The sequence below is a fragment of the Nocardia miyunensis NBRC 108239 genome (assembly GCF_001613065.1).
Taxonomy (GTDB): domain Bacteria; phylum Actinomycetota; class Actinomycetes; order Mycobacteriales; family Mycobacteriaceae; genus Nocardia; species Nocardia miyunensis.
Genome location: NZ_BDBQ01000028.1, coordinates 1 through 25537, shown reverse-complemented (window position 1 = coordinate 25537; position 25537 = coordinate 1). Strand labels below are relative to the sequence as shown.

Annotated in this window: 24 protein-coding genes; 7 read left to right on the top strand and 17 right to left on the bottom strand. The window is 68.0% G+C overall.

The window, feature by feature from the left end:
* Nucleotides 1–150: 150 nt before the first annotated feature.
* The 4 genes from NM2_RS11265 to NM2_RS11250 are packed head-to-tail and all read left to right on the top strand — an operon-like array spanning nt 151 to nt 3011.
* Nucleotides 151–1647, top strand: a complete 1497-nt coding sequence (locus tag NM2_RS11265; RefSeq protein ID WP_067667377.1) for an ATP-binding protein — start codon at nt 151–153, stop codon at nt 1645–1647.
* On the top strand, nt 1647–2054 hold the full coding sequence (locus NM2_RS11260) for a roadblock/LC7 domain-containing protein (protein ID WP_067667375.1): 408 nt from the start codon (nt 1647–1649) through the stop codon (nt 2052–2054). Before NM2_RS11265 ends, NM2_RS11260 begins: the two co-directional genes overlap by 1 nt.
* Nucleotides 2055–2065: 11 nt before the next feature.
* Complete coding sequence (locus tag NM2_RS11255) at nt 2066–2416, top strand: DUF742 domain-containing protein (RefSeq protein WP_067667373.1); 351 nt, start codon at nt 2066–2068, stop codon at nt 2414–2416.
* Nucleotides 2391–3011 (top strand): GTP-binding protein, encoded by a 621-nt coding sequence (locus NM2_RS11250; RefSeq protein WP_067667371.1) that lies wholly within the window; start codon nt 2391–2393, stop codon nt 3009–3011. The genes NM2_RS11255 and NM2_RS11250 overlap by 26 nt, the downstream gene beginning before the upstream one ends.
* Nucleotides 3012–3020: 9 nt before the next feature.
* Here the strand turns inward: NM2_RS11250 and NM2_RS11245 are convergent, their stop codons facing one another.
* Nucleotides 3021–3878 (bottom strand): LysR family transcriptional regulator, encoded by an 858-nt coding sequence (locus tag NM2_RS11245; RefSeq protein ID WP_067667543.1) that lies wholly within the window; start codon nt 3876–3878, stop codon nt 3021–3023.
* A 111-nt stretch (nt 3879–3989) separates the two neighbouring features.
* Here NM2_RS11245 and NM2_RS11240 point away from each other — a divergent pair, with 111 nt between their 5' ends.
* Nucleotides 3990–5282, top strand: a complete 1293-nt coding sequence (locus NM2_RS11240) for an NAD(P)/FAD-dependent oxidoreductase (RefSeq protein WP_067667369.1) — start codon at nt 3990–3992, stop codon at nt 5280–5282.
* Between the two features lie 202 nt (nt 5283–5484).
* Here the strand turns inward: NM2_RS11240 and NM2_RS11235 are convergent, their stop codons facing one another.
* From NM2_RS11235 to NM2_RS11225, 3 genes are all read right to left on the bottom strand, one after another.
* Nucleotides 5485–5904 carry a nitroreductase/quinone reductase family protein gene (locus NM2_RS11235; protein WP_157121035.1) on the bottom strand — a complete coding sequence of 140 codons (420 nt, stop codon included), beginning with the start codon at nt 5902–5904 and terminating at the stop codon, nt 5485–5487.
* 79 nt (nt 5905–5983) lie between these two features.
* The gene (locus NM2_RS11230; RefSeq protein WP_067667365.1) at nt 5984–7309 is read right to left on the bottom strand and encodes a cryptochrome/photolyase family protein; all 1326 of its coding nucleotides are present in this window, start codon (nt 7307–7309) and stop codon (nt 5984–5986) included.
* A 109-nt stretch (nt 7310–7418) separates the two neighbouring features.
* Nucleotides 7419–8024 carry a lipocalin family protein gene (locus NM2_RS11225; RefSeq protein ID WP_245717956.1) on the bottom strand — a complete coding sequence of 202 codons (606 nt, stop codon included), beginning with the start codon at nt 8022–8024 and terminating at the stop codon, nt 7419–7421.
* A 157-nt stretch (nt 8025–8181) separates the two neighbouring features.
* Between NM2_RS11225 and NM2_RS11220 the strand changes: the two genes are divergently transcribed.
* Nucleotides 8182–9024: a MerR family transcriptional regulator gene (locus NM2_RS11220; RefSeq protein WP_067667362.1), complete on the top strand. Its 843-nt coding sequence runs from the start codon at nt 8182–8184 to the stop codon at nt 9022–9024.
* Nucleotides 9025–9475: 451 nt separating this feature from the next.
* On the opposite strand, the gene NM2_RS11215 is transcribed toward NM2_RS11220, so the two are convergent.
* From NM2_RS11215 to NM2_RS11195, 5 genes are all read right to left on the bottom strand, one after another.
* The gene (locus tag NM2_RS11215; RefSeq protein ID WP_067667360.1) at nt 9476–10837 is read right to left on the bottom strand and encodes a TIGR01777 family oxidoreductase; all 1362 of its coding nucleotides are present in this window, start codon (nt 10835–10837) and stop codon (nt 9476–9478) included.
* 300 nt (nt 10838–11137) lie between these two features.
* The gene (locus tag NM2_RS11210; RefSeq protein WP_067667358.1) at nt 11138–11842 is read right to left on the bottom strand and encodes a hypothetical protein; all 705 of its coding nucleotides are present in this window, start codon (nt 11840–11842) and stop codon (nt 11138–11140) included.
* A 77-nt stretch (nt 11843–11919) separates the two neighbouring features.
* A complete protein-coding gene (locus NM2_RS53380) occupies nt 11920–13560 on the bottom strand; it encodes a M4 family metallopeptidase (RefSeq protein ID WP_067667356.1) in 1641 nt (546 codons plus the stop codon).
* Between the two features lie 263 nt (nt 13561–13823).
* Entirely contained in the window at nt 13824–14366 is a 543-nt protein-coding gene (locus tag NM2_RS11200) for a DUF1697 domain-containing protein (protein ID WP_067667353.1), read from the bottom strand.
* Between the two features lie 55 nt (nt 14367–14421).
* Nucleotides 14422–15192: an acyltransferase gene (locus tag NM2_RS11195; protein WP_067667352.1), complete on the bottom strand. Its 771-nt coding sequence runs from the start codon at nt 15190–15192 to the stop codon at nt 14422–14424.
* Between the two features lie 223 nt (nt 15193–15415).
* Here NM2_RS11195 and NM2_RS11190 point away from each other — a divergent pair, with 223 nt between their 5' ends.
* Entirely contained in the window at nt 15416–16786 is a 1371-nt protein-coding gene (locus tag NM2_RS11190) for an outer membrane protein assembly factor BamB family protein (RefSeq protein ID WP_245717955.1), read from the top strand.
* A gap of 153 nt (nt 16787–16939) precedes the next feature.
* Here NM2_RS11190 and NM2_RS11185 read toward each other — a convergent pair whose 3' ends face one another.
* The 8 genes from NM2_RS11185 to NM2_RS11150 all read right to left on the bottom strand — a co-directional run.
* Nucleotides 16940–18109 (bottom strand): THUMP-like domain-containing protein, encoded by a 1170-nt coding sequence (locus NM2_RS11185; RefSeq protein WP_067667349.1) that lies wholly within the window; start codon nt 18107–18109, stop codon nt 16940–16942.
* A gap of 22 nt (nt 18110–18131) precedes the next feature.
* Nucleotides 18132–19109 (bottom strand): class I SAM-dependent methyltransferase, encoded by a 978-nt coding sequence (locus tag NM2_RS11180; protein WP_067667347.1) that lies wholly within the window; start codon nt 19107–19109, stop codon nt 18132–18134.
* Nucleotides 19110–19225: 116 nt separating this feature from the next.
* Nucleotides 19226–19990, bottom strand: a complete 765-nt coding sequence (locus tag NM2_RS11175; protein WP_067667346.1) for an enoyl-CoA hydratase-related protein — start codon at nt 19988–19990, stop codon at nt 19226–19228.
* 284 nt (nt 19991–20274) lie between these two features.
* A complete protein-coding gene (locus NM2_RS11170) occupies nt 20275–21048 on the bottom strand; it encodes an NUDIX hydrolase (RefSeq protein ID WP_169816161.1) in 774 nt (257 codons plus the stop codon).
* A gap of 268 nt (nt 21049–21316) precedes the next feature.
* Nucleotides 21317–22147, bottom strand: coding sequence for an ABC transporter ATP-binding protein (locus NM2_RS11165; RefSeq protein WP_067667343.1), 831 nt, complete (start codon nt 22145–22147; stop codon nt 21317–21319).
* Nucleotides 22148–22347: 200 nt separating this feature from the next.
* Nucleotides 22348–23100: a peptidyl-tRNA hydrolase gene (locus tag NM2_RS11160; protein ID WP_067667342.1), complete on the bottom strand. Its 753-nt coding sequence runs from the start codon at nt 23098–23100 to the stop codon at nt 22348–22350.
* Nucleotides 23101–23111: 11 nt separating this feature from the next.
* Nucleotides 23112–24407 carry a phosphoserine phosphatase SerB gene (serB, locus tag NM2_RS11155; protein ID WP_084530757.1) on the bottom strand — a complete coding sequence of 432 codons (1296 nt, stop codon included), beginning with the start codon at nt 24405–24407 and terminating at the stop codon, nt 23112–23114.
* A gap of 158 nt (nt 24408–24565) precedes the next feature.
* The coding region (locus tag NM2_RS11150; protein ID WP_174575627.1) for a cytochrome c oxidase subunit I at nt 24566–25537 on the bottom strand (972 nt) is incomplete at its 5' end.

The following is a 25537-nucleotide window of genomic DNA, read 5'->3' as shown; positions in this document are numbered from 1 at the left end:
CCTGTCCCGGCGGCAATTCGAGCTTTCACCGGGCGGGCTTTCGCCTGGCCGGGCTCCCAGAAGTTGACAGGCATGATCCGGTCGCGGGCAAGACGCGGCCGACGAGCTGAGGAAGGCGAGGCGGCCGGGCACCCGGCAAGAGGAAACCTGATGAATCAATCTACTGCCGTGACGATTTCGTGGATCCTCGCCGTGGTGCTCCTCCTGGCCGTGTGCGCGGCGGTCTACGCGGTCTACTACGCGGCCCAGCAGCGCACCCGCGCCGAGACCGTTGCCCGCGAGGTCACCACGCGCGAGGACGCGCTCGAGTACTTCGTCACCACGACGATGCCCTTCGCGGTCGAGTCCACGCGACATTCGGACAGCCAGGTGGAACTGCCCACCGGCAACGAGCGCTTCCCCCGGCTGCTACGCGGCCTGGCCGAGCGCTACATCTCAGATCTGCACATGGTGCAGGCCGAGACCCGCGACCGAACCCGCCACGAGGCGGAATTCGAAGCGCAGCAAGCCATTTCGCAGGCCGAGAGCGCCGGGCGGGCCGAGATCGAGGCCGCCCGCGCGGAGGCGGACAAGGTCCGCAACGACGTCCAGGCCGGTGCGCACGAGGCCACCAGCGCCGCGGTGCGCTCGTTCGGCACCTCGGTGGTGAGCCTGGGCGCCGACGTCGGCCAGGTGGTCAGCGACGCGCTGCGCCGCCACCGCGGCGACGAGGTCTACGAGACGCTCTCCCGCATCGACCACAACGTCCAGCAGATGATCCGTCAGGCGCAGTCCTACGTCATCGTCTGTGGCGGTCTGCCCGGACGCCGCTGGCCCCAGCAGTCCTTGACCGACATCGTCGGCGGCGCCATCGGCCGCGTGCGCGACTACACGCGTGTGCGGCCCGGGCAACTCGACCGCGTCGTCATCAGCCGTGCGGTCGAACCACTGGTGCACACGTTGGCCACCCTGCTGGACAACGCGTTGCGCTACTCGCCGCCGACCTCCTTCGTGGACGTCAGTTTCCAGGAAGGCCACCACGGCGTCACCATCATCATCGATGACGCCGGCGTGCGGATGAACGCCGAGCAGATGGAGGAGGCACGGCAGATCCTCGCCGGAGAGCGCGCCGTGGACATCCACCAGCTCGGCCCGGCGCCGCGAGTCGGCCTGCCCGGTATCGCCGCCCTGGCCCGTCGATACGGATTCAGCGTCTATGTCGACGGCCCCAACGCGTACGGGGGTATGCGCGCCATGGTATTCGTGCCCGAAACCCTGCTCACCGAGCGCAAGAACAACAGCGACCAGCCCGCCGCAGACCCGGCGGTGCCGACGGTATCCGCACCCGCACCCGTGGAACCCGTTGCGGTGCAACCGAATCCCCCGATGCCCGCCCCCTCCCCGATCCGGGAGCCGGAGCCGGTGTCGATCCAGGAGCCGGAGCCCGTCACCACCTCGACCGTGCACGAGATCACCCCGGGCGGACTGCCGCGCCGCCGTCGCCGGACCGTTTCGGTCTCCAGCGTGGCGCGACTGGCCAGCGCCGAGGACGGCACTGTCTCCGAAACCACCGCGCTGCCCCGCCCCGAGATCGCGACCGCGTGGCACAGCGGTTCCCAGAGCGGCCGCGCCGCATTCGACGAACACAGCGAAGGGATGACATCCTGATGGGCACACCCGGTACAGCCGTCACCGACGGCAACAAACTGGCCTGGATGCTCGACGATCTCCACGTTCCCGGCGTTCGCTTCGCCGTCCTGCTCTCCGAAGACGGTCTGCGCATCGCCCACGTCGGTGCCATCAGTCTGGATGACGCCGAACGCTTCGCCGCCGCCTCCTCGGGGCTACGTTCACTGGGCAAGGCCCTGGGCGAATTCTGCGGCACGGCGAATGCCGTGCGGCAGAACATGACCGAGTACGACGAGGGGATGATCTTCATCACCGCTGCCGGTGAGGGTGCCCTGATCGGCGTGTCGACGACCAGCGAGGTCGATGTCAGCATGGTCGCCCACAGGATGAACGAACTCGCCGGACGGGTCGGCCGGGAGCTCGGTAGCCTTCCGCGCCAGCACTAGCGGCCGGTGACATGAGTAACCACCGGCGCGACCCGGATCTGGTGCGTTCGTATGTCCGTACAGGCGGTCGCCTGCGGCCCAGTCGAGAACTCGACCTGGTAACCCTCGTTGTAGCAGCTCAGGATCCAGCACCCGGCGCGAGCCCGGATGCGCTGCGGGTCCTGGGGGTGTGCAGTCGGCGCCGCGTGCTCTCGCTGGCCGAGATCGCCGCCTACCTGGATCTTCCCCCCTCGGTGGTGAAGATCCTCGCATCCGACCTGCTGGACAGCGGCCACCTGGCCACACCGGCTCCGGCGAAATCCGTGCCGGAGCTTGCATTGCTCGAGGAGGTACTCAATGGGCTCCGCGCTCTCGCCGTCTGAGCCGGCGGTCCCCGACCGCACTGTCGACTATGCGCCCGAGACCGTGACCCGGTCGGTGAAGCTACTGGTCGCCGGTAATTTCGGCGTCGGCAAGACCACGTTCGTGGGCAGCGTGTCCGAGATCCGGCCGCTGCGCACCGAGGAGACCATCACCGAGGCCAGCGTCGGCATCGACGATATGGCCGGCTTACCCGGCAAGGTAACCACCACAGTGGCAATGGATTTCGGCCGCATCACGCTGAATCCGCAACTGGCGCTGTACCTTTTCGGCACGCCGGGGCAGCGGCGGTTCATTCCCCTGTGGGAGGAACTGTCTCGCGGCGCGCTCGGCGCGCTGGTCCTGATCGACACCCGCCGAATCGACAAGGCCGACGAGGTGCTCGCGGTCCTCGAGGAGCGCGGCGTCCCGTATTCGGTGGCGGTCAACGAGTTCGAGGGCTCCCAGCGGTATCCGCTCAGCGAGATCCGCGACGCTCTGGACCTCGAGCCGAACACTCCGCTCACCGCCCTGGACGCCCGCGATCGCGGAACCTGTCTGCGCTCGCTGATCACCCTGGTGGAACATCTGTTCCATCGCGTGGAGAACCAGGGCTGACCCACGGACTCAGGAGCTGTGCAGTGCGGCCAGCAACGTCACCAGGATCGGTGAGGGCCGCACATCACTGCGCACGACCGAGGACACCGGCACCCGCAGCGGGTTTCCGGCCAGATTCAATCGGGCGATCCCCTCGACCGCCGTGTTCGCGTACAGGATGGTCCAGGCGTCTGGACGGTTGATCAACTCCATGGTGGCCGTGTGGTCCGGCGGGATGGGCGGTCCGAAGGTGGGCCGGGTGGGCAGATCGGCGAAGGCGGACCGCACCACGTTGTGCAGCAGCACCTGTTCCTGTTCCGGCGGCAGCAATAGTGGGTAATTACCCAACTGGGCGAGTGTGACGTCTTCGCGTCCGGCGAGCGGATGAGAAGTGGACGCGGCCAGAACGAGGTCCTCAACCCACAGCTGTTCCACCGTCAGGCCGGGCTGATCGACGCTGCCGCGGATGAGAGCAAGATCACAATCGCCATCTGCCACCGCGGCGATGCGCTGCCGGAACGGCTTGATCACGAATTCGATCTCCGCCCCCGGATGCGCATCGCGCGCCCCCGCGATGGCGGAGAGTGATCTGGTTGCGAAGGACATGTTGGCGGCGAGGCGAATTCGAGGCCCCGATGCCCGTACAGCTGCGCGAATGGCCGATTCCAGGCTCAGCATTTGTTTGGCAAGCGGAAGTAGCCGAGCGGTTGCGTCGGTCGGGACGACCGATCGCGTGGAGCGTTCGAAGAGCTGTACACCAAGATCATGTTCGAGTCTGGCGATCTGGTGACTGATAGCCGATTGCGATATGAAGCACCGCGAAGCCGCCCTGCTGAAGCTGAGCTCCTCGCAGACGGCGACGAAGTACGAGAGCTGCCGTAGTTCCATCACGATCTCCATTCATGAAAGATCCAGATAAGAGTCATCTGAATTATGCGCCCTGACCCGTGGAACAGTCCCCTTCCGGATCGCGTTTACTAATGACAGAAGGAGGCTGTCATGCAGAACGTGGATGCGGGTATCGAAGCCGCGGATGTCGTCATTGTCGGATCGGGCTTCGGCGGGCTCGCCGCCGCGAAGCAGTTGAGCAAGTCGGGGGTTGAATACGTCCTCATCTCGAGTACGCCGGAGCATCTGTTCCAGCCGCTGCTGTACCAGGTAGCGACGGGTGTGCTCCCCGCCACAGACATCGCCCCGCCGATTGCGCAGGTGCTGCGTCGGCACAAGGGTGCGGATGTGCGACTGGGCAAGGTCGTCGATATCGACGCCGCCGCCGCGGTGCTCACCTACGAGACCGAGCAGGGGCCGCGCAAGATCCGCTACGGGTCGCTGATCGCGGCCACCGGAGCGAACCAGTCCTATTTCGGCCGTGACGATTTCGCGGAGAAGACCTACTCGCTCAAGACCATCGACGATGCCGAGCGGCTGCGCGCGCAGATCGAGCGCGTCTTCGCCGAGGCCGCCGGGGCCGACCAGCGGACCCGGGAGCGGCTGCTGAGCTTCGTGGTCGTCGGCGCCGGGCCGACCGGTGTCGAGGTCGCTGGTCAGCTGAAGGAACTCGCGAAAAGGCACTACCACCAAGAGATTTCGGTCGCTCTCGTGGAGGGCGCCGGTGCCGTGCTGCCCCCGTTCGGCGGCAGCCTGTCGGAATACGCGCGAGAGTCGTTGACCCGCAACGGCGTCGAGGTGCTGCTCGACACGTTCGTCACCGATATCGACAACGACAAGGTGACGGTCAAGACCAAGGACGGCGTCGAGCGCGGCATCGCCGCCGAGACCGTGGTGTGGTCGGCGGGTGTGGCGGCCGGTGGTTTCGCCGGGCTGCTGGCCGAGGCCACCGGCTGCGAGACCGACCGCGCCGGGCGACTGCTGATCAACCAGGACTGCACGGTCGGCGGCCACGCGGACATCTACGCCATCGGCGATATGACCTCGCTGAACGGCTACCCGGGCCAGTCGCCCACGGCGATGCAGGAGGGCCGCCACGTCGCGGACATCATCCGCCGCAAGAAGCAGCCCGGCACCCCGTTCGTCTACTGGGACAAGGGATCCATGGCGGTGATCAGCCGGTTCAGCGCGGTCACCAAGGTCAACGACAAGATGAAGTTCACCGGCTTCATCGCATGGACCGCGTGGCTCGCGGTGCACCTGTTCTACCTGGTCGGATTCCGCAACCGGTACGTCGCGGTCGCGTCCTGGCTGGTGGCCTTCATCGGCACCGGTCGTCCGGGCTTCGCCGAGGCCGAGAAGGCCGCTGCCGCGCCCGAGGCCGAACAACGACGAGCGGCCTAGCCGTTCCCCCGAGACCCTCCGGTATCGACCGGAGGGTCTCCGCGTCTGCGGCGGACTCCGACGCAGCGCGTTCTCGATGCCTGGTGACGGCAGCTCGGCATCCTGGCGGACGGTCTGCGTAGGGTGTCCGCCCATCCTCTGCCGGAGCCGGCGCTTGATCACGAAATCCTCTGTACAGCAATACGATCGGACAATCCAAGAGTCAGGCGCGACGCAGCGACAACACCGGAATCGTGCGGATGCCCGCGGCCTTCTGCGCGTATTCGGCGAAACCCGGATAGCGGCGGGCCTGCTCGTCGAAGATCCGGTCTCGGTCCGCGCCGGTGACCTCGCCCACGGTGACCGGATAGGTCTCGGTACCGCGCTCGATCTCCGCGGATCCGGCCGCGGTCAGGTTGTAGTACCAATCCGGATTGGTCGGTGCGCCGGCTTTGGACGCGAAGACGTAGATGAGATCCGGATCCTGATCGTCAGCCATATACATCGTCGGAGTCACCGACTCGCGCCCGCTCTTGCGGCCGCGATGATGCAGCAGCAGCACCGGCGCGCCCTCGAACGGCCCGCCCACACGTCCTTCGTTGGCCCGGAACTCGGCGATGATTTTCGCATTCCAGTCGGTCATACGAACCATCCTTCACCATTCCCCCGCACGCGAGCCCGAAATCGGATCGGCGCGGTGGCCTGTCCGGCTTCCGAGCGAGCTACATTCCCTTGACTTCGACGATCGGCGCCGGATACACCGAGTGCGGGACGCCCGACCGCCACGGCGTATGCGCCGACGCACCGGACAGATCGGCGAGTTCGGGAAGCCAGCGACGCACGTACTCGCCGTCCGGATCGTGGCGTTCGGCCTGGCGGAGCGGGTTGAGCACCCGGTTCGGCCGGGTGTCGGTGCCGGTGCCCGCCGCCCACTGCCAGTTGAGCTGGTTGTTGGCCACGTCACCGTCGACCAGCCAACGCTGGAAATGCGCGGCCCCGATACGCCAATCGATCCGCAGCGTCTTGGTCAGGAATGCGGCCACGATCAACCGGGCCCGGCCCGGCATCCACCCCTCGGTCACCAGTTGCCGCATCGCGGCATCGATCACCGGATATCCCGTGCGACCACTGCGCCATGCCTCGGCGGCGTCCGGGTCCTCGCGCCATCCGACGGGCCCGCGACGGTAGTCGGTCCACCCGGCCTCCGGACGGTCGGCCAGCAGCTGATGATGGAAATCGCGCCAGGCCAGCTGCCGCACGAAGGCGTGACCGCCGGGCGTCGAGGTGTCGGCCCGATGCACGAGCTCGGTCGCGGAGACACAGCCGAAATGCAGATACGGCGACAAGTGCGAGGTCGCGTCGGCCGCGAGATGGTCGCTCGTCGAGTCGTACCGCCGGATCGGGCCGGACAGCCACTGCCGCATGAGTTTCCGGCCGCTGGTCTCGCCGCCCGCAGACATCTGCGGCGAGCCCGGTTCGGCGCACAGCTCGTCCGGCCGGGGCAGCGCCAGACCGCGAATCGGCGGCATCACGAACCTGGGCGGCGGCGCGAGCGGACGCCGCACTGGAGTTCCCATCCACCGCCGGAAATACGGTGTGAAAACGGCGAAATGGCCGCGCCCGGTGGCGGGTGCCGGGTCTCCGGGTGTGGCTACCGTCAGCGAGCCGTCATGGGTGTGCAGCAGACAGTCCCGGTGCGCCAGCCGCTCTCGCAGGCGTCGCTCCCGCACGCGGCTGTACCAGCTCACGTCGGCGGCGATGTGCACGCTCTCGGCATGCGTGCGCGTGACCACTCTGTCGACCTCGTCCAGAATGTCGCCGCGCCGCACGATCAGTCGCCCGCCCAATGCGTGCAGTTCGTCGTCGAGTTCGCTCAGCGCGGTCAGCAGGAAGCGGATCCGGTTGGGCGACACCGGTTCCCGCTCGATGATCCGGTTGTCCAAGACGAACAGCGGGACGACCGCGGCGCCCTCGCGAACGGCCGCGCGCAGCATCGGGTTGTCGTGCACGCGTAGATCGCGAGTGAACAGCGCTATCGTGACCGTCATCGGCCCCCACCCCCGGAGCGGCCTGTCCCGGGTCGATCGGTGGAGGCGAAAAACTCAGGCACACTTGTCCTTTCGAAATCGTGTCGGAACCTTGTCCGCGGCGGATCGTTCAGACCGAGCACAGCGGAGCGAACGTGTCGAGCCCGCCCGTCGTGGGCGAGGTCAGGTAGGTACAGCTGTTCTCGCCCGCCGCAGCGACGGCGGCGCGGATCGCGGCCCAGCGGGCCGGGTCGAGCGCCGGCGTACGGGAGAGCACGAAACCGGATATCCGCGCCGGGTCGGTGACCAGCGCCCAGTCGTAGTCGGGGCCGAGGGCGGTCACGATGTAGTTGGGCGGGCCATCACGGCGATCCTGTGTCGGAACGCCGGGGAAGCTCACGTGCAGTTGAGCGTCGGTCACCGGGTCGGTCACGGCCGCGGTGCCCTCGATCCGGTTCGGCGCGCCGGTCCAGGTGGTGCAACTGTTGTGCACCGAGACGTCGCCGCGGGGGTCCAGGGCATAGGTCGCTCGCGTGTCGCGTGCGCAGACGAGATTGAAATACTGCGGCACGGCGGCCAGCTGATACCAGGTCCCCAGATACCGGCCCAGATCGAGCCGGGGGACCGGCGCGGGAGGCGCCGCGGTCGCTGTCGGGACGGCAATCGAGAGGGCTGCCGCTACGACGCCGAACGTGCCGACGAATCGGCCGAGCCACCGTGGTCGATCGGTGATCACACCGTTCTCCTTCGAGTCGACGGAACAACCACTGTAGCAACTTTTCGATGCATAATCGATGCATCAGACACCGACGAGGCCGAGCCGATGCCCGGCGCGACACAGAGAACGACACGTCGTGACACACCGTCCACGGGGCGATGGGCAGAATGAGGCCATGCCCGGCGGTCCCCCACCCGATGCCGAGGTCGGCTACACCGTTCGCGCGGTCGCCGACCGGCTCGGTGTGCCCACCGCGACCCTGCGCAGTTGGAACCAGCGTTATCGGATCGGCCCGAACGGCCACCAGGCCGGCCACCATCGGCTCTACACGGAGGCCGACATCACCGCGCTGGAGCGCATGGTCGCCCTGGTCCGCGAGGGCGCCAGCCCGGCCGCGGCGGCCGCCGCGATACACCGGCCCGCTCCCCCACGCGGCGACCGGGAAACCCTGCTCGCGGCCGCGTTCGCACTCGACAGCACGGCGGTGTCGGATCTGCTCACCGGACACCTGCGTCGATACGGCGTCGTCGACACCTGGAACCTGTTGTGCCGCCCCGCATTCGCCGACATCGTCAGCGAACAGGAGCGCGGTGTCGGATGCATCGATGTCGAACATCTGCTGTCCTGGTGCACCGCCTCGGCCCTACAACGTGTCGCACCGCCGCCGCCCGGACCATCGCGCATCGCCGCCGTCCTCGCGTGCACCAGCGGCGAGACGCACTCACTGCCGCTCGAGGTGCTTCGCGCCGGTCTCGCCGAACGCGGACTCAACGCCTTGACGCTGGGACCGGACGTCCCCACCACCGCGCTCGTCGACGCCATCTCCCGGCTCCCCGAGCCCGCACCGGTCGTGCTGTGGTCCCAGCGGGAATCCACCGCCCTGGTCTCCGCGGTACGAGCGTGCGTGAGCGCCGGACCCCCGGTCCACGTCGGCGGACCGGGCTGGGCGGCGGTCCGACTACCCGCACAGGTCCGGACCTTCCCCGATCTCGTCACGGCTCTCACCGCACTCGGCTGACTGTCTCAGAGTTTCAATGTCGCGTATTTACTTAACGATGCGCAATCGACGCACTCGGGTGATCGGCGCTTCCACGTGTCGCATCACGGCACCAGCGAATCCGGCACCGATCATGGTGCCCGCGCCCCAATCGTTCGGCGTCCTCTGCGCAGTAGACTTCCAGGCCGTTGCCGGAGATGACGTCATTGACGGCGCTCCAATCACTTTCGGCCACAGCCGAATTCGATCGCCGATCCGGCCTCGACTGTCCGGGTCTTCGATATGCCTTCGACCACAAGAGATTTCGTCGCAAGCATTCAGGGCGAACGCTGGGCGGCCGCACGAGGGCCGCGGTTTACGGCGGTTCGCCAACGCAACGAGGCTGGTTGCTGTGCGCCCAGCCACGTGACCCGGCAATTGCCGGTCCTGGTCACTGCTCGATCACCGAGCGGTTCACGTTGACGGGCGGTATTCACCCGTGGGTCTCGCTGTCGAGGGTGCGTCCGAGGATGTGGCGTAGGGCGAAATCCAATTCGGGGGTGCGGAATCGGTGCCCGGCCGCCTGCAACCGGGCCGGTTGGACACGCTGGCTGGCGACGGCGAGTTCGCGGACGCCCTCGGCGCCCAGGAGCAGCGCCGGGCCGAATTCGGGGACCGGGAGCAGGGCCGGGCGATGCAGCACGTGAGCCAGGGTGTGGGCATAGTCGGCATTGGTGACCGGTTGGGGCGCAACGGCATTGACAGGTCCGGCCAGCTCCGTGTCCCACAGTGCGCGGTGGTAGATGTCGACGAGATCATCGATTCCGATCCAGGACAGCCACTGGCTGCCGTCCCCGATGCGGCCGCCGAGCCCGGCCGCGAACAGCGGACGTTGCAGGCGCAGTGTGCCGCCGCGCGGCGACTGGACGATCCCGGTGCGGACGGTGACCACCCGAATGCGGTCCGCGGCCACCGCGGCGGCGGACTCCCATTGCGTAACCAGATCCGCGAGGAAACCCGTACCGCGCGAACTGTTCTCGGTCAGCTGCTCCGCACCCCGGTCGGCCCCGTACAGGCCGATCGCGGAGGCGCTGACGAAGGCGCGCACACCGGACCGGGCCGCCAAGTCGGCTAGCCGCCGAGTGGGCTCGATCCGGCTGTCGGCGATGGCGCGCTTGTGCGCGTCGGTGAATCGGCCCGCGATGGAGGCTCCCGCCAGATGCACCACCGCGTCCACCCCCTCCAGCAGTGCCGGGTCCGGGGCGGACGGATCCCACCTGCGCTCGCCGGGACCGGACGGCGCACGTCGGACCAGCCGGATCACGGTGTGGCCGCCGGTACTCAGCATCGCCGTGAGCGCGGCTCCGACCAGGCCGCGCGCACCGGTGACCGCGACGACCGACGGCCTCAGGCCGTGCTCGGCCGCGCGTCGATGCGCAGCCAGATCGTCGGACAGCTGACGGGATCGGTAGGCGAACATCGGTCGCAGCGCGAACTCCGGCACCGGGGAATCGATGCGGTCCACCACACGGGTGTGATCCGCGTCCAGGGCCTCGAATTCGTGGGTGTGCCGCCACGGCAGCAGCCCCACGGGCAGGGTGGTCAGCCCGGCTGTGACCACCTCGTCCACGAACCGGTGCGGCGGGTCGTACTCCCGCGAACGATGCTGCGCCACCCAGGACAACCCACCCGGCAGCCCCAGGACCGCCCGCCCGTCGGCCAGCGATTGCGCCTCCGATCGCACATCGACCGGCTGCCACGGCGGAGCCAACCGGGTGAATGCCCCGGGACGCTCGAACCAGGCGAAAACCTCATGACGGGGCGCAGCGACGACGCTCGACCATTCGATGCCCACGTCCCGAAGCGTAACCATCAAGAGCGGAATCCAGGCTCATTCACCGGACTGTCGCGCGGCGACGGCTGGATTACCTCGGCCATCGAAACAGTGGCGCCGAGATCGTACGAACGACGGCCCGATGGATCATCCAGCACATCGCGCCGCACTCGTTCAGGTCGCCGACGAATTCGCCTGCACCTGCACCTTCCCGCATGAAAGCGTCTGCCTACCAACGCAATTCGACCATCAGCACGGGGTGGTATGCCCGGCATCGTCATGGGCACTGGGCTCCCGGCCGGTACCGGGAGCCCGGCGTACTCAATTCTTGGCAGGAAGCCGGTCGAGGATCTCCCGCAGCAGATCTCCGTGCACCCGCATCAACTCGCCCTGTTCGCGGAATATGGCGTCGTGCCGGTCCAGCCTGGCGTTCACCGCGCGGAATTCCTCCCGCATGGCGTCGATTTCTCCACGCATACCCGCGAGCTCTTCGTGAACGACAGTGAATTGCCGGTCCACATCTGCGAACTTCTCACGCATACCAGCAACTTCCTGACGCACGCTGGCAACCTCGTCGCGCACGCCGGCAAGGTCCTCGCGCACAGTGGCAACTTCCTGGCGCACGCTGGCAAGGTCCTCGCGCACGCTGGCAACCTCGTCGCGCACGCTGGCAACCTCGTCGCGCACACCGGCGACATCTTTACGGATGTCGGCCAACTGCCGGTCGACATCCGCGAACTTCTCGCGCACACCGGCGAGTTCTTCGTGCACACCAGCGAACTGGCGGTCCACCTCCTCGAACTTCTGACGCATACCAGCGAGCTCTTCATGTACACCAGCGAACTCCGCACGCATTTCTTGCAGGGAGCCGTGTACTCGGCCGAATTCCTCGAGCACCTTGTCGTGGTTGGCGGCGACAGTGACACCGAGATCGACGACGGTCATGTCGAGTTTGTCGAGGCGGCCGGTGGTGGCGACGGCGATATGTTCCAAGTGAGTCACCCTGATCTCGAGCGGTACGGTCACTGGGGGGTTCCTCTCAGTAGTGGGATGGTAGCAAGCCGGGGTCGGGCGACACCGGCAGTGGATGAGGTCCCAGGCCCTCAGGCGCGGTCCTCGCGGAGGGGGATGCGGACCGCCTCGACGGCGGCGCGCACCTGGTCGCAATCGGTGTCGGTGAAGCCGCCGGACATCTCCAGGGCGGCATCGCGGCAGGCGGTGAGCAATGTGTTCGCCAGGGCCGGGTAGTCGGCGCTGGGGTACAGCTCGGTCTGCACGGTCCAGTACAGGGCCGCGGCCTTCTTCAGGCCGATTCCCCGGATGCTCCGACCGCCGAGGGTGCCACCGTCGGTGACCAGGAAGGCCAGCTTGTTGCCGACGCCGCTGTTGATGTGCACACCGCCCAGATCGGGCACCCGATTGTGATCGGAGTACGTCGCCGGGGCCCAGTGCGGCCCCCGGTAGGTCTCCGGCTGCGGACCGGTCGCGGCGGCCGGGGACTTCATATCCCGGACGACGCCCACCTGCGTCCCGTTGCCGATCTTCCAGCGATCTTCGGCAGATCGCTTTGCGCGAGTGGATAATTCGGTGAACTCCCCGAATACGTCGGACAGCGATTCGTTGATCGCACCCGACTCGTTGACATAGTCCAGATCGCTGGTCTTCTCGGTGACGCCGTGGGTCAGCTCGTGTGCGACGACGTCCAGCCCGAGTACCGCGGTGCCCATTACGAGCCCCTCGGCATCGGACCAGAAGGCGTTCGCGTACGGGCACGAATTCGGGCACACCCGGACGTGGGCACGCAGGGCCTTGCCGCGGCCGTCGTGCGTATCGATGCCGATCAGATCGGTGAGACTGCCCAGATCGGTGAAGCGCGCGTAGAACTTCTCGGTATCGCCCATCCAGTCGTAGACCTTGTTCGCATCGTCGTTCCCGCGAACGCGGGCCTGCCCTTCGGCACGCACCACCGGATACGATCCGTCGGCACCGCAGGGAATGCCGAGCTCCGCACCGTGGAAATTCGCATCGCACACCACACGGGCCAGATTCGCGCCGGTCTTCCAGGCGTCCAGCACCGCACCGGATGGATCGGCGGCGACGAATATCCGCCATCCGGCCCCGGCCGCGGTGACATCGAATCGGTACGCGGGCACCGCGGCCTTGTCCGGACCGCTGCCCGTCAGCTCCGGATCGAACCAGGCCGCCGATCCGGCCCGCACCCGCACCGCCCTCACCGGGACGCGGGCGAGCTCGGCGGCGGTGGTGACCGCGCGGTCCCGGGCACTCACCGGAGGCGTCGGCCCGCCCTGCGGGAAGCGGCCGGCGGTGCGTTCGGCCAGGGCGCCGCTCGCCGAGAGCAATGCGCCGTCCGACCGCAGGGCCAGCGCGACGGCCGCGCCGTAAACGGGTATCGCACCGATCGACTGCGCGAGCCGCACCGTACTACCTCGTCCGCGACGAGAAACCTTCTGCACCAACAACTTTCCCGATGGGTCCGCACCGAATAGCTGCTCGACGGCGGGGATGTGCGCGAGCGCCGCTTCGGCCGCACCGCCGGACGCACCCGCTCGCGGGACGGGCCGATCCGGTACGACCTGACGCACCGATCCGGCCGCATCGCGGTGGATCCGCTTGGGCGCGGCGACGAGTGCGGGCGCGGCGGGTGGCTGAGCCGAGGCGGGCCCGACAGCCGGAACAGATACCAGCACCACGGCCGCGCACAGGATCGCGATCGAAATCCTCATGACTCCCCCTACTGCAAGATGACGACGCAGAACCCCGGCACGCATCGAGCGATCCCCGAAAACGGTTCACCGTCGACCTACCGAGAGAAAACGTCTTCCGACAATTCGTTTTTCTGCAATCCATTTCGATTGCGGTCCCCCGAGACGAATTCTCCCGGTATTCACATGATCGGTTTCATCGGCTGTGTGCGCTCATCGGATGATCCGGCATTCCCGATGCGAACCCCTCGATCCACCACGGATCGCCGGAGGGTGTCGAGCCCCTACAACTTGGCGAAAACCTTCTGCACCGTGGCCCAGGTGCGGGTGGTAACCGACTTGCCGAAGGTCTTGTCCAGCCAGACCATATGGTTCGGCGTTCCCGGCGTGCTGTTGTCCATCACCGCCAGAATTGCCCGCACCTGCTCGTCGTACCCGAGGATCTTCACCTGGGCGGCCAGATCAGGGGGCGGCTCGGCGCCCAGACCGGGATTGTCCGCGTCCTTCAGGAAAGTCACCATCAGATAGGTCTGGCGCGAATGCGTCATACCCGCGAACGGATCCGACTCGATCAGCGCCTGCAACTCGGCACGGGTGCGCACCAGGGTGCCGCCGCCGATGCCGAGCTCGCCGGACAATCCCCGCTGAATTCGCGATTCCAATGCCGCACAATCGGACTCGTCACTGCTGAACACGATATTCCCACTGCCCAGCACCGAGCCGACCGAATCGAATCCGAGCCCGCTGAATACGCCGCGCAACTTCTCCCCGCGCATGGCGGGATTGCTCGGAGTAATTCCTCGCAACAGAGCGGCGTATCGGTTCATGGCTCAGACGCTACCGCCCGCCACCGACAGATTCACCCTCCTTCGGCAAGCCGCTCTACGACGCGCCGATACTGGAAGATTCCACTTGTGCAGCGCCCCCGCCGAGCGCTTTCTTGCGCTCGATATCGGCCAGCGCGGCCTGGTGCGCGGCCCGCGCGTCGGCGGCCGCGTCCCAGGCGTCCTTGCGGTTCTTGACCACCTTGGCGGGCGCGCCGACGGCGATGCTGTAGTCCGGCACGTCCCCCTTGACCACGGCGTGCGCGCCCAGCACACACCCGCGGCCGACCCGGGTACCGCGCAATACGGTGACCTTCGCCGCGATCCAGGTGTCCGGGCCGATCCGCACCGGGCTCTTCACGATGCCCTGATCCTTGATCGGCATGGTGACGTCGTCCATCTTGTGGTCGAAGTCGCAGATGTAGCACCAGTCCGCCACCAGCGTGGACGCGCCGATCTCGATGTCGAGGTAGGTGTTCACGACGTTGTCCTTGCCGAACACGACCTTGTCGCCGATGCGCAGCGAACCCTCGTGGCAGCGGATCGCGTTGCCGTCGCCGATGTGCACCCAGCGGCCGATCTCCATGCGGCCCATCTCGGGCGTCGCGTGCACCTCGACCCGGCGGCCCAGGAAGACCATGCCGCGCAGGACGATGTGCGGATTGGCCATGCGGAACTTGAACAACCGGTAGTACCGCACCAGATACCAGGGCGTGTACGCCCGGTTGGCGAGCACCCAGCGCAGCGACGCCATGGTCAGAAAACGCGCCTGCGCCGGATCCCGGCGGCGCGAACCCCGCCAACGCGAGCGCAACGGTGCGCCCCACATGCTCGTCACGAAGTGCTCCTCGCATCCATCGGGCGATCTCTCGTCCCGCGGTGTCGTCGTCGAGCTACCAGCGTACTTTCGGTCGATATCGACCGATCCCCTACCCTGGTCGTCCGCGGAAATCCACTCGAAGCGGACCTACTCCATGAGGCGACACACCGCCTGTCGGCCGGGGCGGTTAGTCTCGTGCAAGCCCGTACGAGCAGATGGGAGACAAGGTCAGGTGCGTACCAGCATCCGGCGACCCGCGCACGATCTCCGTACCATTGTGCGCCGCCCGGCATTTCGTGCCGCCGCGGCCCTCGGTACGGTCGGCGTGCTGACCCTGAGCGGCTGCGGGGGAACAACGCTCGACGACATCACGGTGGGCCCCGGCCACGGCTGGCCCGCGTCCTTCCACGACGGCCGCAACAGCGGCACGACCACGGTCACCGGCTCGCGGCATCTGACGCTGAGCTGGTCGCGGCCGATCGGCGGCCCGGCCGTCACGCCCACCACACTCGGACCGGACGGACAACTGTTCGTCACCACCGACATCGACACCGCCTGCGTGGGCCAGCCCGGCGCGACAGGCGCGTTGTTCTCGTTCCAGATGCCCACCGGCCGCAAGCGATTCTGCAATCCGCTGGGCGTGGACGCCATCCACTCCGTCACGGCGGTCGACGAGCTGGCCAACGTCTATGTGGGCGACGACGGCGGGATGAATTCGATCAACTCGCTCGGTGAGCCGCGCTGGCGTACGCCCGTGGCCGGTGTGCCGGTCTCGGTGCAGTTCACCGATGACAGCCACGTGCTGTCCGTCACCCAGTCCGGTCAGGTCGACGTGCTGAACCGGCAGACCGGCGATCGCATGGCCTCCTCGTTCCAGCTCCTGGGCGAACCCGATCTCCTCGCCCATCCGAACCTGCCGCGCCCGGCCGACGGCGACGGCCTGGACGACTGCGAGTCCGGCGGTCCGCAATGTCCGGTGGCCAACGTCTCGGCCATCGATCCGAGTTCCGGGCGCTTCTACGTGACCGTGTGGCAGCGCGGATCCGAGAAGGCGTCGCTGGTGGCACTGCGCTACGCGGACAAGCAGATTCAGCAGGATTGGAGCGCCGATATCCTGACCGACGGCAGCGCCACCAGCCCGACGCTCTCCCCGGACGGCAAGACCGTCTACGTGGGTGACAACAGCGGTCGTCTGATCGCCCTCGACACCGCGAACGGGCACACCAAATGGGTGCAGCCCCTCGGCTTCACACCGCGCGGCGCGGTCTCCGACGACGACGGCCTGCTGATTCCGGGCGGCGACGACGGCCACCTGATGGCGTTGCGCGACAACGGCGACAGCGTCCAGATCGCCTGGGAGCGCAAGGATCTACAGTTGCGCGGCCGTCCCGCGCAGACCGCGGGCGATACCGGATATGTGGTGTCCCCGATCGGCGACGCGCTGAATCTGGTCACCTTCGACACCCGCACCGGCACCACCGTCGCCTCGGCCGTGCTGCCCGGTGCGCAGGGCAGCACCACCGGAACCTCGGTCGGTGAGAAGGGTGAAGTCGTCGTGACTTCCCGCGTCGGGGAGATCTACGTCTTCAAGCCCGAGACGTAGACACCGCGGCGGTCAGCACCCGGCCCCACCGGTTGCCGCGGCGCGTTCGACGCGTCGTTCCGTGCTCTGCGGGCTGAATTCACCTGCGCTACAGGTGAATTCGCCAGCAAGCCGCCGCCGTGCGTCACCGGGACGAACACGCAGTGACGGCGGTCAGCGAACGGGAGGCGTCTCGCAGAGGAATACCGTCGGGTTGCGGCCTATTCGGGTGATGACCAGCGAAAATGAAACAGCCCCACGGGGTTTGAGGCGGGCACGCAGGGCATCGGGGTCCAGATCCACCCCGCGGGTAAGGATTTCCAGCGGGCCGCAGTCCCGGCGGCGCAGCTCCGCGCGCAACGTCTTCTCGCGCAGGTCCAGGCGATCCAGGATGCGCAGACCGCGCACTCCGTCGGGGACGCGGTCGCCGGTGAGGTATGCGATGCGCGGATCCAGTTGCCACAGGCCGTTTTCGGCGGCGTAGTGGCGGACGAGACCGGCGCGCACCACCGCGCCGTCCGGATCGATGATCCACTCCCCCGGCGCACGTTCGGGGATTTCGTCGGGCGCGGCGTCGGTGAGGGTCCGGGAACTGCCGTCCGAGCGCAGCACCGTCGCGCGGCGGGTGACGCCGGGCTCGGCCAGTCCGGCTGACCACAGGCACGCCTCGCGCACCGCGCCGTCCAGTGAGACCACCTCGGCCTCACACTCGGCGAACTGGGCGAAATCCAGCCCGGGAGCGCATTTCACGGCGATGTCGCGGCCGCGGTAGGCGTCGAGCAGATCCGGCAGCGGCGGTTGCAGTTTCGCCGGATCGTGCGTGCGGCGGCCGTCCGCGCGCCGGGCCGGATCGGCGATCACCACGGTCGCGGTACTGCACGGAACGAGCGCATCGGCCTTGGCCAGCAGGACATTCCGGGCGTCGGCGAGATTGTGCGCGGCCATCGCGAGACGTACCTCGTCCAGGTCGCTGCCGATCACCGCCGGGCAGACCCGGTGCAGCGCAACGAGTTCCGCGCCGACCGAACAGGTCAGGTCGTGCACCGTGCGACCAGCCAGCCGACGAGCCCGATGCTCGGCGACCACACTGGGAGTCGCCTGCTGCAATGCCTCGTCGGTGAACAGCCAACCTTGCGCGCCGGCCAGTTTCGCCGCGGCCCGGCGACGTAGACGCACCGTTTCCACCAGCGCGGCGGCGCGATCACCATGTTCGCGCCGCACCCGCTCCAGGTCGCCGAGCAGACTCGCGGTGCTCAGCGTCAGCCGATCCACCTCGGCCAGGGCCGCCCGCCCGGCGGCGCCCCCGAGGTACGCGATATCGGCACGGGTGAAGCGGTACGCCACTAGAGCACCCCGCCCGGTCGCATTACCTTCCCGCGCCGCCCGGCTTCACGCCGGTGATCATCGCGTTGTAGAAGAACTGCCGGGGCACGACGTGCCGCAGCACCTTCTCGTCCAGCTTGCTCAGGCCCAGCCAGGCCCGGTACTGCGCCATGCGGTAACGCCAGGTCAGCTTCTCGTCGGGCACCGCGGCCTCGAAGGTGCGCACCGGCCAGCCCCACAGGGCCGCAGCGAACTCCTCGGTCTCGGCGTGCACCTCGGTCGCGCCCGCGCGCCGGGCGATGTCCTCGAGGTCCGAGGGATCGAAGGTGTGCAGATCCACCACGGCCTCGAGGGCCGCGGCGCGGGAGGACTCGTCCAGTTCCTCCTGCGGACGCCGCCACTCCGACAGGAACGGCAGCTTGGTGATCTCGGTGGTCACCTTCCAGGTGACCTGCCCAAGCTTGCGGGCGTAGAAGTTGCCGATCGTGGTGGGCTCGCCGGCGAACACGAACCGGCCGCCCGGCTTGAGCACGCGCAGGCATTCCTTCAGCGCCAGTTCGACATCCGGAATGTGGTGCAGCACAGCGTGACCGCAGACCAGGTCGAAGGTGTCGTCGTCGTACGGGATGGTCTCGGCGTCGGCGACCCGGCCGTCGACCTCGAGGCCCAGGTTCTGGCCGTTGCGGGTGGCGACCTTGACCATGCCGGGCGACAGATCGGTCACCGAACCGGACTTCGCCACGCCGGACTGCATCAGGTTCAGCAGGAAGAAACCGGTGCCGCAGCCGAGCTCGAGCGCGCGCTCGTAGGGCAGCTGCGCGTCGGGCACAACGGCATCGAAGCGACCGCGGGCATACGCGATACAGCGCTCGTCGTACGAGATCGACCACTTGTCGTCGTAGGTCTCGGCCTCCCAGTCGTGATAGAGGACCTGAGCGAGCTTGTTGTCGGAAAGCGCGGCCTGGACCTGCGCCTCGGTGGCGTGCGGGTTCGGCGCGGGGTCGTCATGACGTGCGGTCATGATCGGAAAGGGTAGCCCAGCCTCACGTCCGCATCACCATCAGGCCCGTGGGGAAGAGCTCACTCGAACACCGGCGACCGCGGGCGGGCCCGGCCGCCGAATGCCGCCCGGTCCGGTCAGTGGCCGACGAATTCGGCCGACCCTGGACCGGCGACCAAATAAGAACGTGTTCCTACGCTGCGATCCTCGGTGCCGAACAGCTCCACCCACTCGCCGCGAGCCCGATCGTGGCCGTGGGTTCCGGCCTCGAAGACGGCCTTGGCGGCGGCCAGCGCACGAGCCGGACCGGAGACGAACTGCCGGGCCCAGCGCATCGCGGCCAGGTAGACGTCGTCGGGGGCGACCACTTCGTCGACCAGGCCGAGCGAGGCAGCCTCGTCGGGCTCGACGAAACGTCCCGTGTACACCAGATCCTTCGCCCGTGCGGGCCCGATGAGCAGACTCAGCCGCCGAATCCCCGACAGCGGGATCAGGCCCGCGCGAATCTGCGGCAGGGCCAGGCGCACATTGTCACCGATGATGCGTCGATCCGCGCCCAGGGCCAGTTCCAGGCCCGCGCCGAGTGCATAACCGCTGATCGCGGCGACCGTGGGCTGTGGCAGGCGGGCCAGGCAGCCCAGCGCGGCCTGCAGATCCGCGGCCCGCGCTGCGGCCTGGTCGGGGGTGAAGCGATTCAGCTCGGCCAGTTCGTCACCCGCGGAGAACACCCGCTCGTCGCCGTAGACGACCACCGCGCGCACCTGCGCGTCCGCACCGATCCGCTCGGCCTCGGCCGCCAGCTCCCGCGCCACCTGCAGATCGATCAGATTCATCGGCGGCCGCGCGAAGCGCAGCACGGCGATCCCCGGCTCGGGACGGTCAACGGTCACGAATTCGGCCACGGGGAACGAGCCTACTGGTCGCTCGATCCCAGCCCGACGGCACGGCGGCCGGGCATTCGATCCCGACCCGCTATCACAATCCAAGACACTCGGCCCTGACCCGGCCGCACATCCGTCCAAGGCACTTGCTCCCGCCCCGGCAACCGTCCGAGACACTCGACCTTGCCGGGAGATGTCATCCATGACACGCGATTCCGGTCCCGGCGGCACACATTCAAGGCACTCCATCCGGCTCAGCGGCACAGTGCGGGAGCATCCGAGCTGGGCGGCGGCACCCGGGGCACTCAGTCCGCGGGCTGGGATCCGCGCATCCGCGAACCTTCCGGAAAATCGGCGAAGTAGCGCTCGTTGTTCGGGAATTGCAGGCGCGGTTTGCCGTCCACCGTCGTCAGGACGGGCTGAATCGGCTCGAAATCCGGTGCGGCGGCGAAGATCTCGGCGGTGGAGGAATACCGGCCGAGTGCGATCAGCTGCGACCAGGTCGGCGGCAGCAGTACGTCGATACCGGCCTTCCATCGCTCGATGGCCTCGGCCGGAGTGCACCAGACGACGTGCTGGGCCTCGGAGGTGGCTCCGTCGGCGCGCTGCCCCTCCGGCAGGACCGCGACGAAGAACCTGGTGTCGTACCGGCGCGATTCCACGGTCGGGGTGATCCAGTTGGCCCAGGGCCGCAGCAGATCCGCGCGCAGCACCAGACTTTCGGCGGCCAGGAACTGCCCGAGGGACAGCTCGCGGCGCTCCAGGCGGGCGCGCGCGGCGCTGTACACCGACGTGTCGGAGACGACCGTGTCGGCCGTCGGCCCCGCCAGCAGCACGCCGCATTCCTCGAACGTCTCGCGCACCGCCGCGCACACCAGCGCCTGTGCCCGCGCCTCGTCGACGCCGAACCGCTCGGCCCACCACGCGGGACCCGTTCCGGCCCAGCTGATTTCGGCCTGCGCGTCGGACGGGTCGACCCCGCCGCCCGGGAAGACCGTCATCCCGGCGGCGAATGCCATCGCCTTGACGCGCCGCTGCAGGAACACCTCGGGACCCGACGCGCCCTCACGCACCAACATGACCGTGGACGCGTCCTTGAGTGGCGCCGGCGCCGAATCGTTCACAGTTCCACCGTGCCGGTCGTCGGGTTCGCGCGACGCTGGGCGCGCTGTGTCCTCGGTTCACTCACGGCAACAGTCTCACTCACCCCTCGCACCCTAACGGATGCTTGGGGACCTGCCCGCAGCGAGCCCGGCTCCGCGCGATCACGGGCACGGCGGCCCGGCAAGCACGGCCGCCCAGGTCCACGCGATCGGATGCCGGGCGACCACGACGGAAAACGATCGCTCAGGCGCGGTGCCGCCCCAACCGCCGACTCCGGCGCGCGAAATAGCGGCCGTCGATACGGTCCAGGGTGATCGACTGCCGGAACGCCTTGCTGAGGTTCTCGGCGGTCAGTACATCCTCGAGCAACCCCTGGGCGACAACACTGCCCTCATTGAGCAGCAGGCCGTGCGAGAAGCCCGGCGGAATCTCCTCCACGTGATGGGTGACGAGGACGGTGGCAGGCGAATCCGGATTCGAGGCCAGATCCCCGAGCCTTTCCACCAGTTCCTCCCGGCCACCCAGATCCAGACCGGCGCCGGGCTCGTCGAGCAGCAGCAGCTCCGGATCGGTCATCAGCGCCCGCGCGATCAGCACCCGCTTGCGCTCGCCCTCGGACAGGGTGCCGTAGGCGCGGTCGGAAAGATGTTCCGCGCCCAGGCTTTCCAACATGTCCACCGCGCGATCGGTGTCCATGTCGTCGTACTCCTCACGCCAGCGGCCCATCACCGCGTAGCCTGCCGAGACCACCAGATCGCTGACCTTCTCGTCCAACGGCACTCGGCTGGCCACCGCCGCCGAGGACAGGCCGATGCGCGGACGCAGATCGTTGATATCGGTCCGGCCCAGTACCTCACCCAGCAGATGGGCGGTACCCGAGGTCGGATGCAGTTCGGCGGCGGCCATTCGGAGCAGGGAGGTCTTCCCGGCGCCGTTGGGGCCGAGCACGACCCAACGTTCGTCGAGCTCCACTTGCCAGCTGAGGGGACCTACGAGCGTATGTCCCGACCGCCGGACGGTCACCTGGTTGAAATCGATGAGTAGATCGGGATCGGGTTGCGACACGAGCTCCATCTTGGACCACGCACCCGAAACATTCCCAACATGGTCCGTTTGCACGTAGATGTCATATCCCGTCACGTGCCCGAAGTGGCCGCGAATTCGCCATCGCTCCGGTGAGATTCGACACTGTCGCCATCGTGACAACCACACGCTCGCGGTCCGGGAAAGTCGCCGCGCTTTCGGCCGATGCGCTGCGGACTGCCGTGGCGCGGTCAGTCCGAAACGCCTGGCGGGACGGCGATCACCGTCATCGATCCGGGCGCGACCTCGGTGAATCCGGCGTCCCGCACCGCGGTCGCCGAACCCTCCCGGACCAGGCGGGACAGCTCCGCCCAGCGCGGTCCCGCCTCGCGCACCGAACAGCGATAACCGTGCCCGGCCCAGCGGAACACCTGCTCCACCGGCAACGCACCGGCCAGCAGCATGCTCGCGTGCCCGACCTGGGCCGCGGCCTTGCCGACGGTCATCCCCAGCTCCGAATCCACCCACAGCACAGGCAGTTCCGGATCGACGGGACCGGGATCGTCCGGCGCGAGCTCGGTGCCGCCGATCTGGAGTTTGCGAATTCGCTCATCGATCGCGCCCACCGGACCGGGCACCAGGGCGCGCGCCTGTGCGCCGTCGATGTCCACGGTGATTCCGTCGACCTCGTTCGCGGCCAGCCACTGCGCACCGCGCGCCCGCCGCGCCACCTTGCGGATGCGTGAGCGTTTCCAGGTCAGATATCGCTGCTCCCACTCCCCGCCGGGGCCGACCCGGGGATCCATGCACAGCGCGACCGCCGCGGTCGCCGCGGCAGCCAGCAACGCGCTGCGCGGCGGCGGGTCCTGTTTCGGGATGTGCAGCACCATCTGCATCGCCTGGACCAGCGCCGGATCGTCCGGATCCCCGCCGCCCCCGTATCCGCGCGCCAGTTCCGCATGACGCGCGAGAAATCCGTCGTCGAGCTCCGACTGTATGAGCATCGCGCGGCGGCTCAGTTCAGCGGGACGCGGCGCAGCACGCCGTCACGGGCGTCGGCGGCCTCGACCTCGTCGCGGGTGACGCCGAGAATGAACAGGACCGCATCCAGGTACGGGTGCGACAGGGCGGCATCGGCGATCTCGCGCAGAGCGGGTTTGGCGTTGAAGGCGATGCCCAGACCCGCCGCGTTGAGCATGTCGATATCGTTCGCGCCGTCACCCACCGCGACGGTCTGTTCCATCGGCACACCGGCCTCGGCGGCGAAACGCCGCAGCGCCACGGCCTTTCCGGGCCGGTCCACGATCTCCCCGATCACCTTGCCGGTCAGACGGCCGCCGACCACCTCGAGCGTGTTGGCCTGGACGAAATCCAGTTCCAGCTCGTGCGCCAGCGGCTCGATGACCTGGCGGAAACCACCGGACACCACACCGCAGCGAAAACCCAGCCGCCGCAACGTGCGAATGGTCGTGCGCGCACCGGGCGTCAGCGTGATCGTCTCGGCGACTTCGTCGATCACCGACTCCTGCAACCCGGCCAGGGTCGCCACCCGCTGCCGCAGCGATTCGGCGAAGTCCAGCTCGCCCCGCATGGCCGCCTCGGTCACCTTGCGGACCTCGTCCTCGACCCCGGCGTGCGCGGCGAGCATCTCGATCACCTCGCCCTGGATGAGCGTGGAGTCGACGTCGAACACGATCAGCCGCTTCGCCCGCCGGGCCAGGCCGGCGCGTTCCACGGCGATATCGATGTTCTGCTTGGCCGCGACCTCGGCCAGCGTGGTGCGCAGACGCGTCTCGGCGGCTTCGGTCGCGGGAGCGGTCACGGTCAGCTCGAGACCGGTCACCGGATAGTCCGCGACACCTCGGATCGCGTCGATGTTGACGTCCTGTTCGGCCAGTTTGCGCGCGATGACGCTGAACGCCCGCGCGGTCACCGGACTGCCCAGCACCACGATCGCGTGCGTCGACAACCGCGCCCCGACCGAGGAATCCGCACCGATCTCGACCTCGACCTGCATGCCGACGGTCACCATCGCATCCTCGAGCTCGTCCTGCAGGCCCTCCGGATCGCCCGGGCAGGACACCAGCACACCGAGGGTCAGCCGACCGCGGATCACGACCTGCTCGACGTCCAGGAGGCTGACCCCGTTGCGCGCCAGCGCCGCCAGCAGGACCGAGGTGACGCCGGGCCGGTCGGGGCCGGTGACGGTGATCAGCACCGTCGTCCCCGCGGCAGCCTGTGCGACCACGGCCCGGCCGTGGTTGCCGGGTTCAGGCTCGGACGTGCTCACGTTGTCTCCCTCTCGCGACATACTCGGCCGCCGACGACGGCCCCTTATTGTCTCAGGCTGTTTCCGGCGTACCGGACACGGCCCATGGACCGTGGCCCGAATCACTACCTCGAAAAACAGGACGCGGCGGCCGTCTCCGAAGAGACGACCGCCGCGTCGGTCACTGCGAGATCAGCCGATCAGCTCGACACCTTCTCCAGCTCCTTGACGCTGTGCGACTTCGCGCCCCAGCCGACGTGGGCCTCGGCCCGCATCCGCTCCACCATGTGCGGGTAGTGCAGCTCGAACGCCGGGCGCTCGGACCGGATGCGCGGCAGCTCGTAGAAGTTGTGCCGCGGCGGCGGGCAGGAGGTCGCCCACTCCAGCGAGTTGCCGTAGCCCCACGGATCGTCCACGGTCACGACCTCGCCGTAGCGGTAGGACTTGAACACGTTCCAGATGAACGGCAGCGTCGAGGCGCCCAGGATGAACGCGCCGATCGTGGAGATGGTGTTCAACGTGGTGAAACCGTCGGTGGGCAGGTAGTCCGCGTACCGGCGCGGCATACCCTCCGCACCCAGCCAGTGCTGCACCAGGAAGGTCGTGTGGAAGCCGACCATGGTGGCCCAGAAGTGCCACTTGCCCAGACGCTCGTCCATCATCCGGCCGGTCATCTTCGGGAACCAGAAGTAGATGCCCGCGAAGGTGGCGAACACGATGGTGCCGAAGAGCACGTAGTGGAAGTGCGCGACCACGAAGTAGGTGTCCGACACGTGGAAGTCCAGCGGGGGGCTGGCCAGGATGACACCCGACAGACCACCGAACAGGAAGGTGACCAGGAAGCCCACCGACCACAGCATCGGCGTCTCGAACGTCAGCTGGCCGCGCCACATGGTGCCGATCCAGTTGAAGAACTTCACGCCGGTCGGAACCGCGATCAGGAAGGTCATGAAGGAGAAGTACGGCAGCAGCACCGCACCGGTGGCGTACATGTGGTGCGCCCACACCGCGATGGACAGCGCCGCGATACCCAGCGTCGCGTAGACCAGGGTGGTGTAACCGAAGATCGGCTTACGGCTGAAGACCGGGAAGATCTCCGAGACGATGCCGAAGAACGGCAGCGCGATGATGTACACCTCGGGGTGGCCGAAGTACCAGAACAGGTGCTGGTA

What these genes read in the sequence shown, in the direction of transcription:
- NM2_RS11260 (WP_067667375.1), top strand. Translation starts at nt 1,647, where the DNA reads ATGGGCACACCCGGTACAGCCGTCACCGACGGCAACAAACTGGCCTGG.
- NM2_RS11240 (WP_067667369.1), top strand. Translation starts at nt 3,990, where the DNA reads ATGCAGAACGTGGATGCGGGTATCGAAGCCGCGGATGTCGTCATTGTC.
- NM2_RS11265 (WP_067667377.1), top strand. Translation starts at nt 151, where the DNA reads ATGAATCAATCTACTGCCGTGACGATTTCGTGGATCCTCGCCGTGGTG.
- NM2_RS11220 (WP_067667362.1), top strand. Translation starts at nt 8,182, where the DNA reads ATGCCCGGCGGTCCCCCACCCGATGCCGAGGTCGGCTACACCGTTCGC.
- NM2_RS11235 (WP_157121035.1), bottom strand. Translation starts at nt 5,904, where the DNA reads ATGACCGACTGGAATGCGAAAATCATCGCCGAGTTCCGGGCCAACGAA.
- NM2_RS11250 (WP_067667371.1), top strand. Translation starts at nt 2,391, where the DNA reads ATGGGCTCCGCGCTCTCGCCGTCTGAGCCGGCGGTCCCCGACCGCACT.
- NM2_RS11180 (WP_067667347.1), bottom strand. Translation starts at nt 19,109, where the DNA reads ATGACCGCACGTCATGACGACCCCGCGCCGAACCCGCACGCCACCGAG.
- serB (WP_084530757.1), bottom strand. Translation starts at nt 24,407, where the DNA reads ATGTCGCGAGAGGGAGACAACGTGAGCACGTCCGAGCCTGAACCCGGC.
- NM2_RS11200 (WP_067667353.1), bottom strand. Translation starts at nt 14,366, where the DNA reads ATGAACCGATACGCCGCTCTGTTGCGAGGAATTACTCCGAGCAATCCC.
- NM2_RS11255 (WP_067667373.1), top strand. Translation starts at nt 2,066, where the DNA reads ATGAGTAACCACCGGCGCGACCCGGATCTGGTGCGTTCGTATGTCCGT.
- NM2_RS11230 (WP_067667365.1), bottom strand. Translation starts at nt 7,309, where the DNA reads ATGACGGTCACGATAGCGCTGTTCACTCGCGATCTACGCGTGCACGAC.
- NM2_RS11165 (WP_067667343.1), bottom strand. Translation starts at nt 22,147, where the DNA reads ATGGAGCTCGTGTCGCAACCCGATCCCGATCTACTCATCGATTTCAAC.
- NM2_RS11245 (WP_067667543.1), bottom strand. Translation starts at nt 3,878, where the DNA reads ATGGAACTACGGCAGCTCTCGTACTTCGTCGCCGTCTGCGAGGAGCTC.
- NM2_RS53380 (WP_067667356.1), bottom strand. Translation starts at nt 13,560, where the DNA reads ATGAGGATTTCGATCGCGATCCTGTGCGCGGCCGTGGTGCTGGTATCT.
- NM2_RS11160 (WP_067667342.1), bottom strand. Translation starts at nt 23,100, where the DNA reads ATGCTCATACAGTCGGAGCTCGACGACGGATTTCTCGCGCGTCATGCG.
- NM2_RS11195 (WP_067667352.1), bottom strand. Translation starts at nt 15,192, where the DNA reads ATGTGGGGCGCACCGTTGCGCTCGCGTTGGCGGGGTTCGCGCCGCCGG.
- NM2_RS11170 (WP_169816161.1), bottom strand. Translation starts at nt 21,048, where the DNA reads ATGTTGGTGCGTGAGGGCGCGTCGGGTCCCGAGGTGTTCCTGCAGCGG.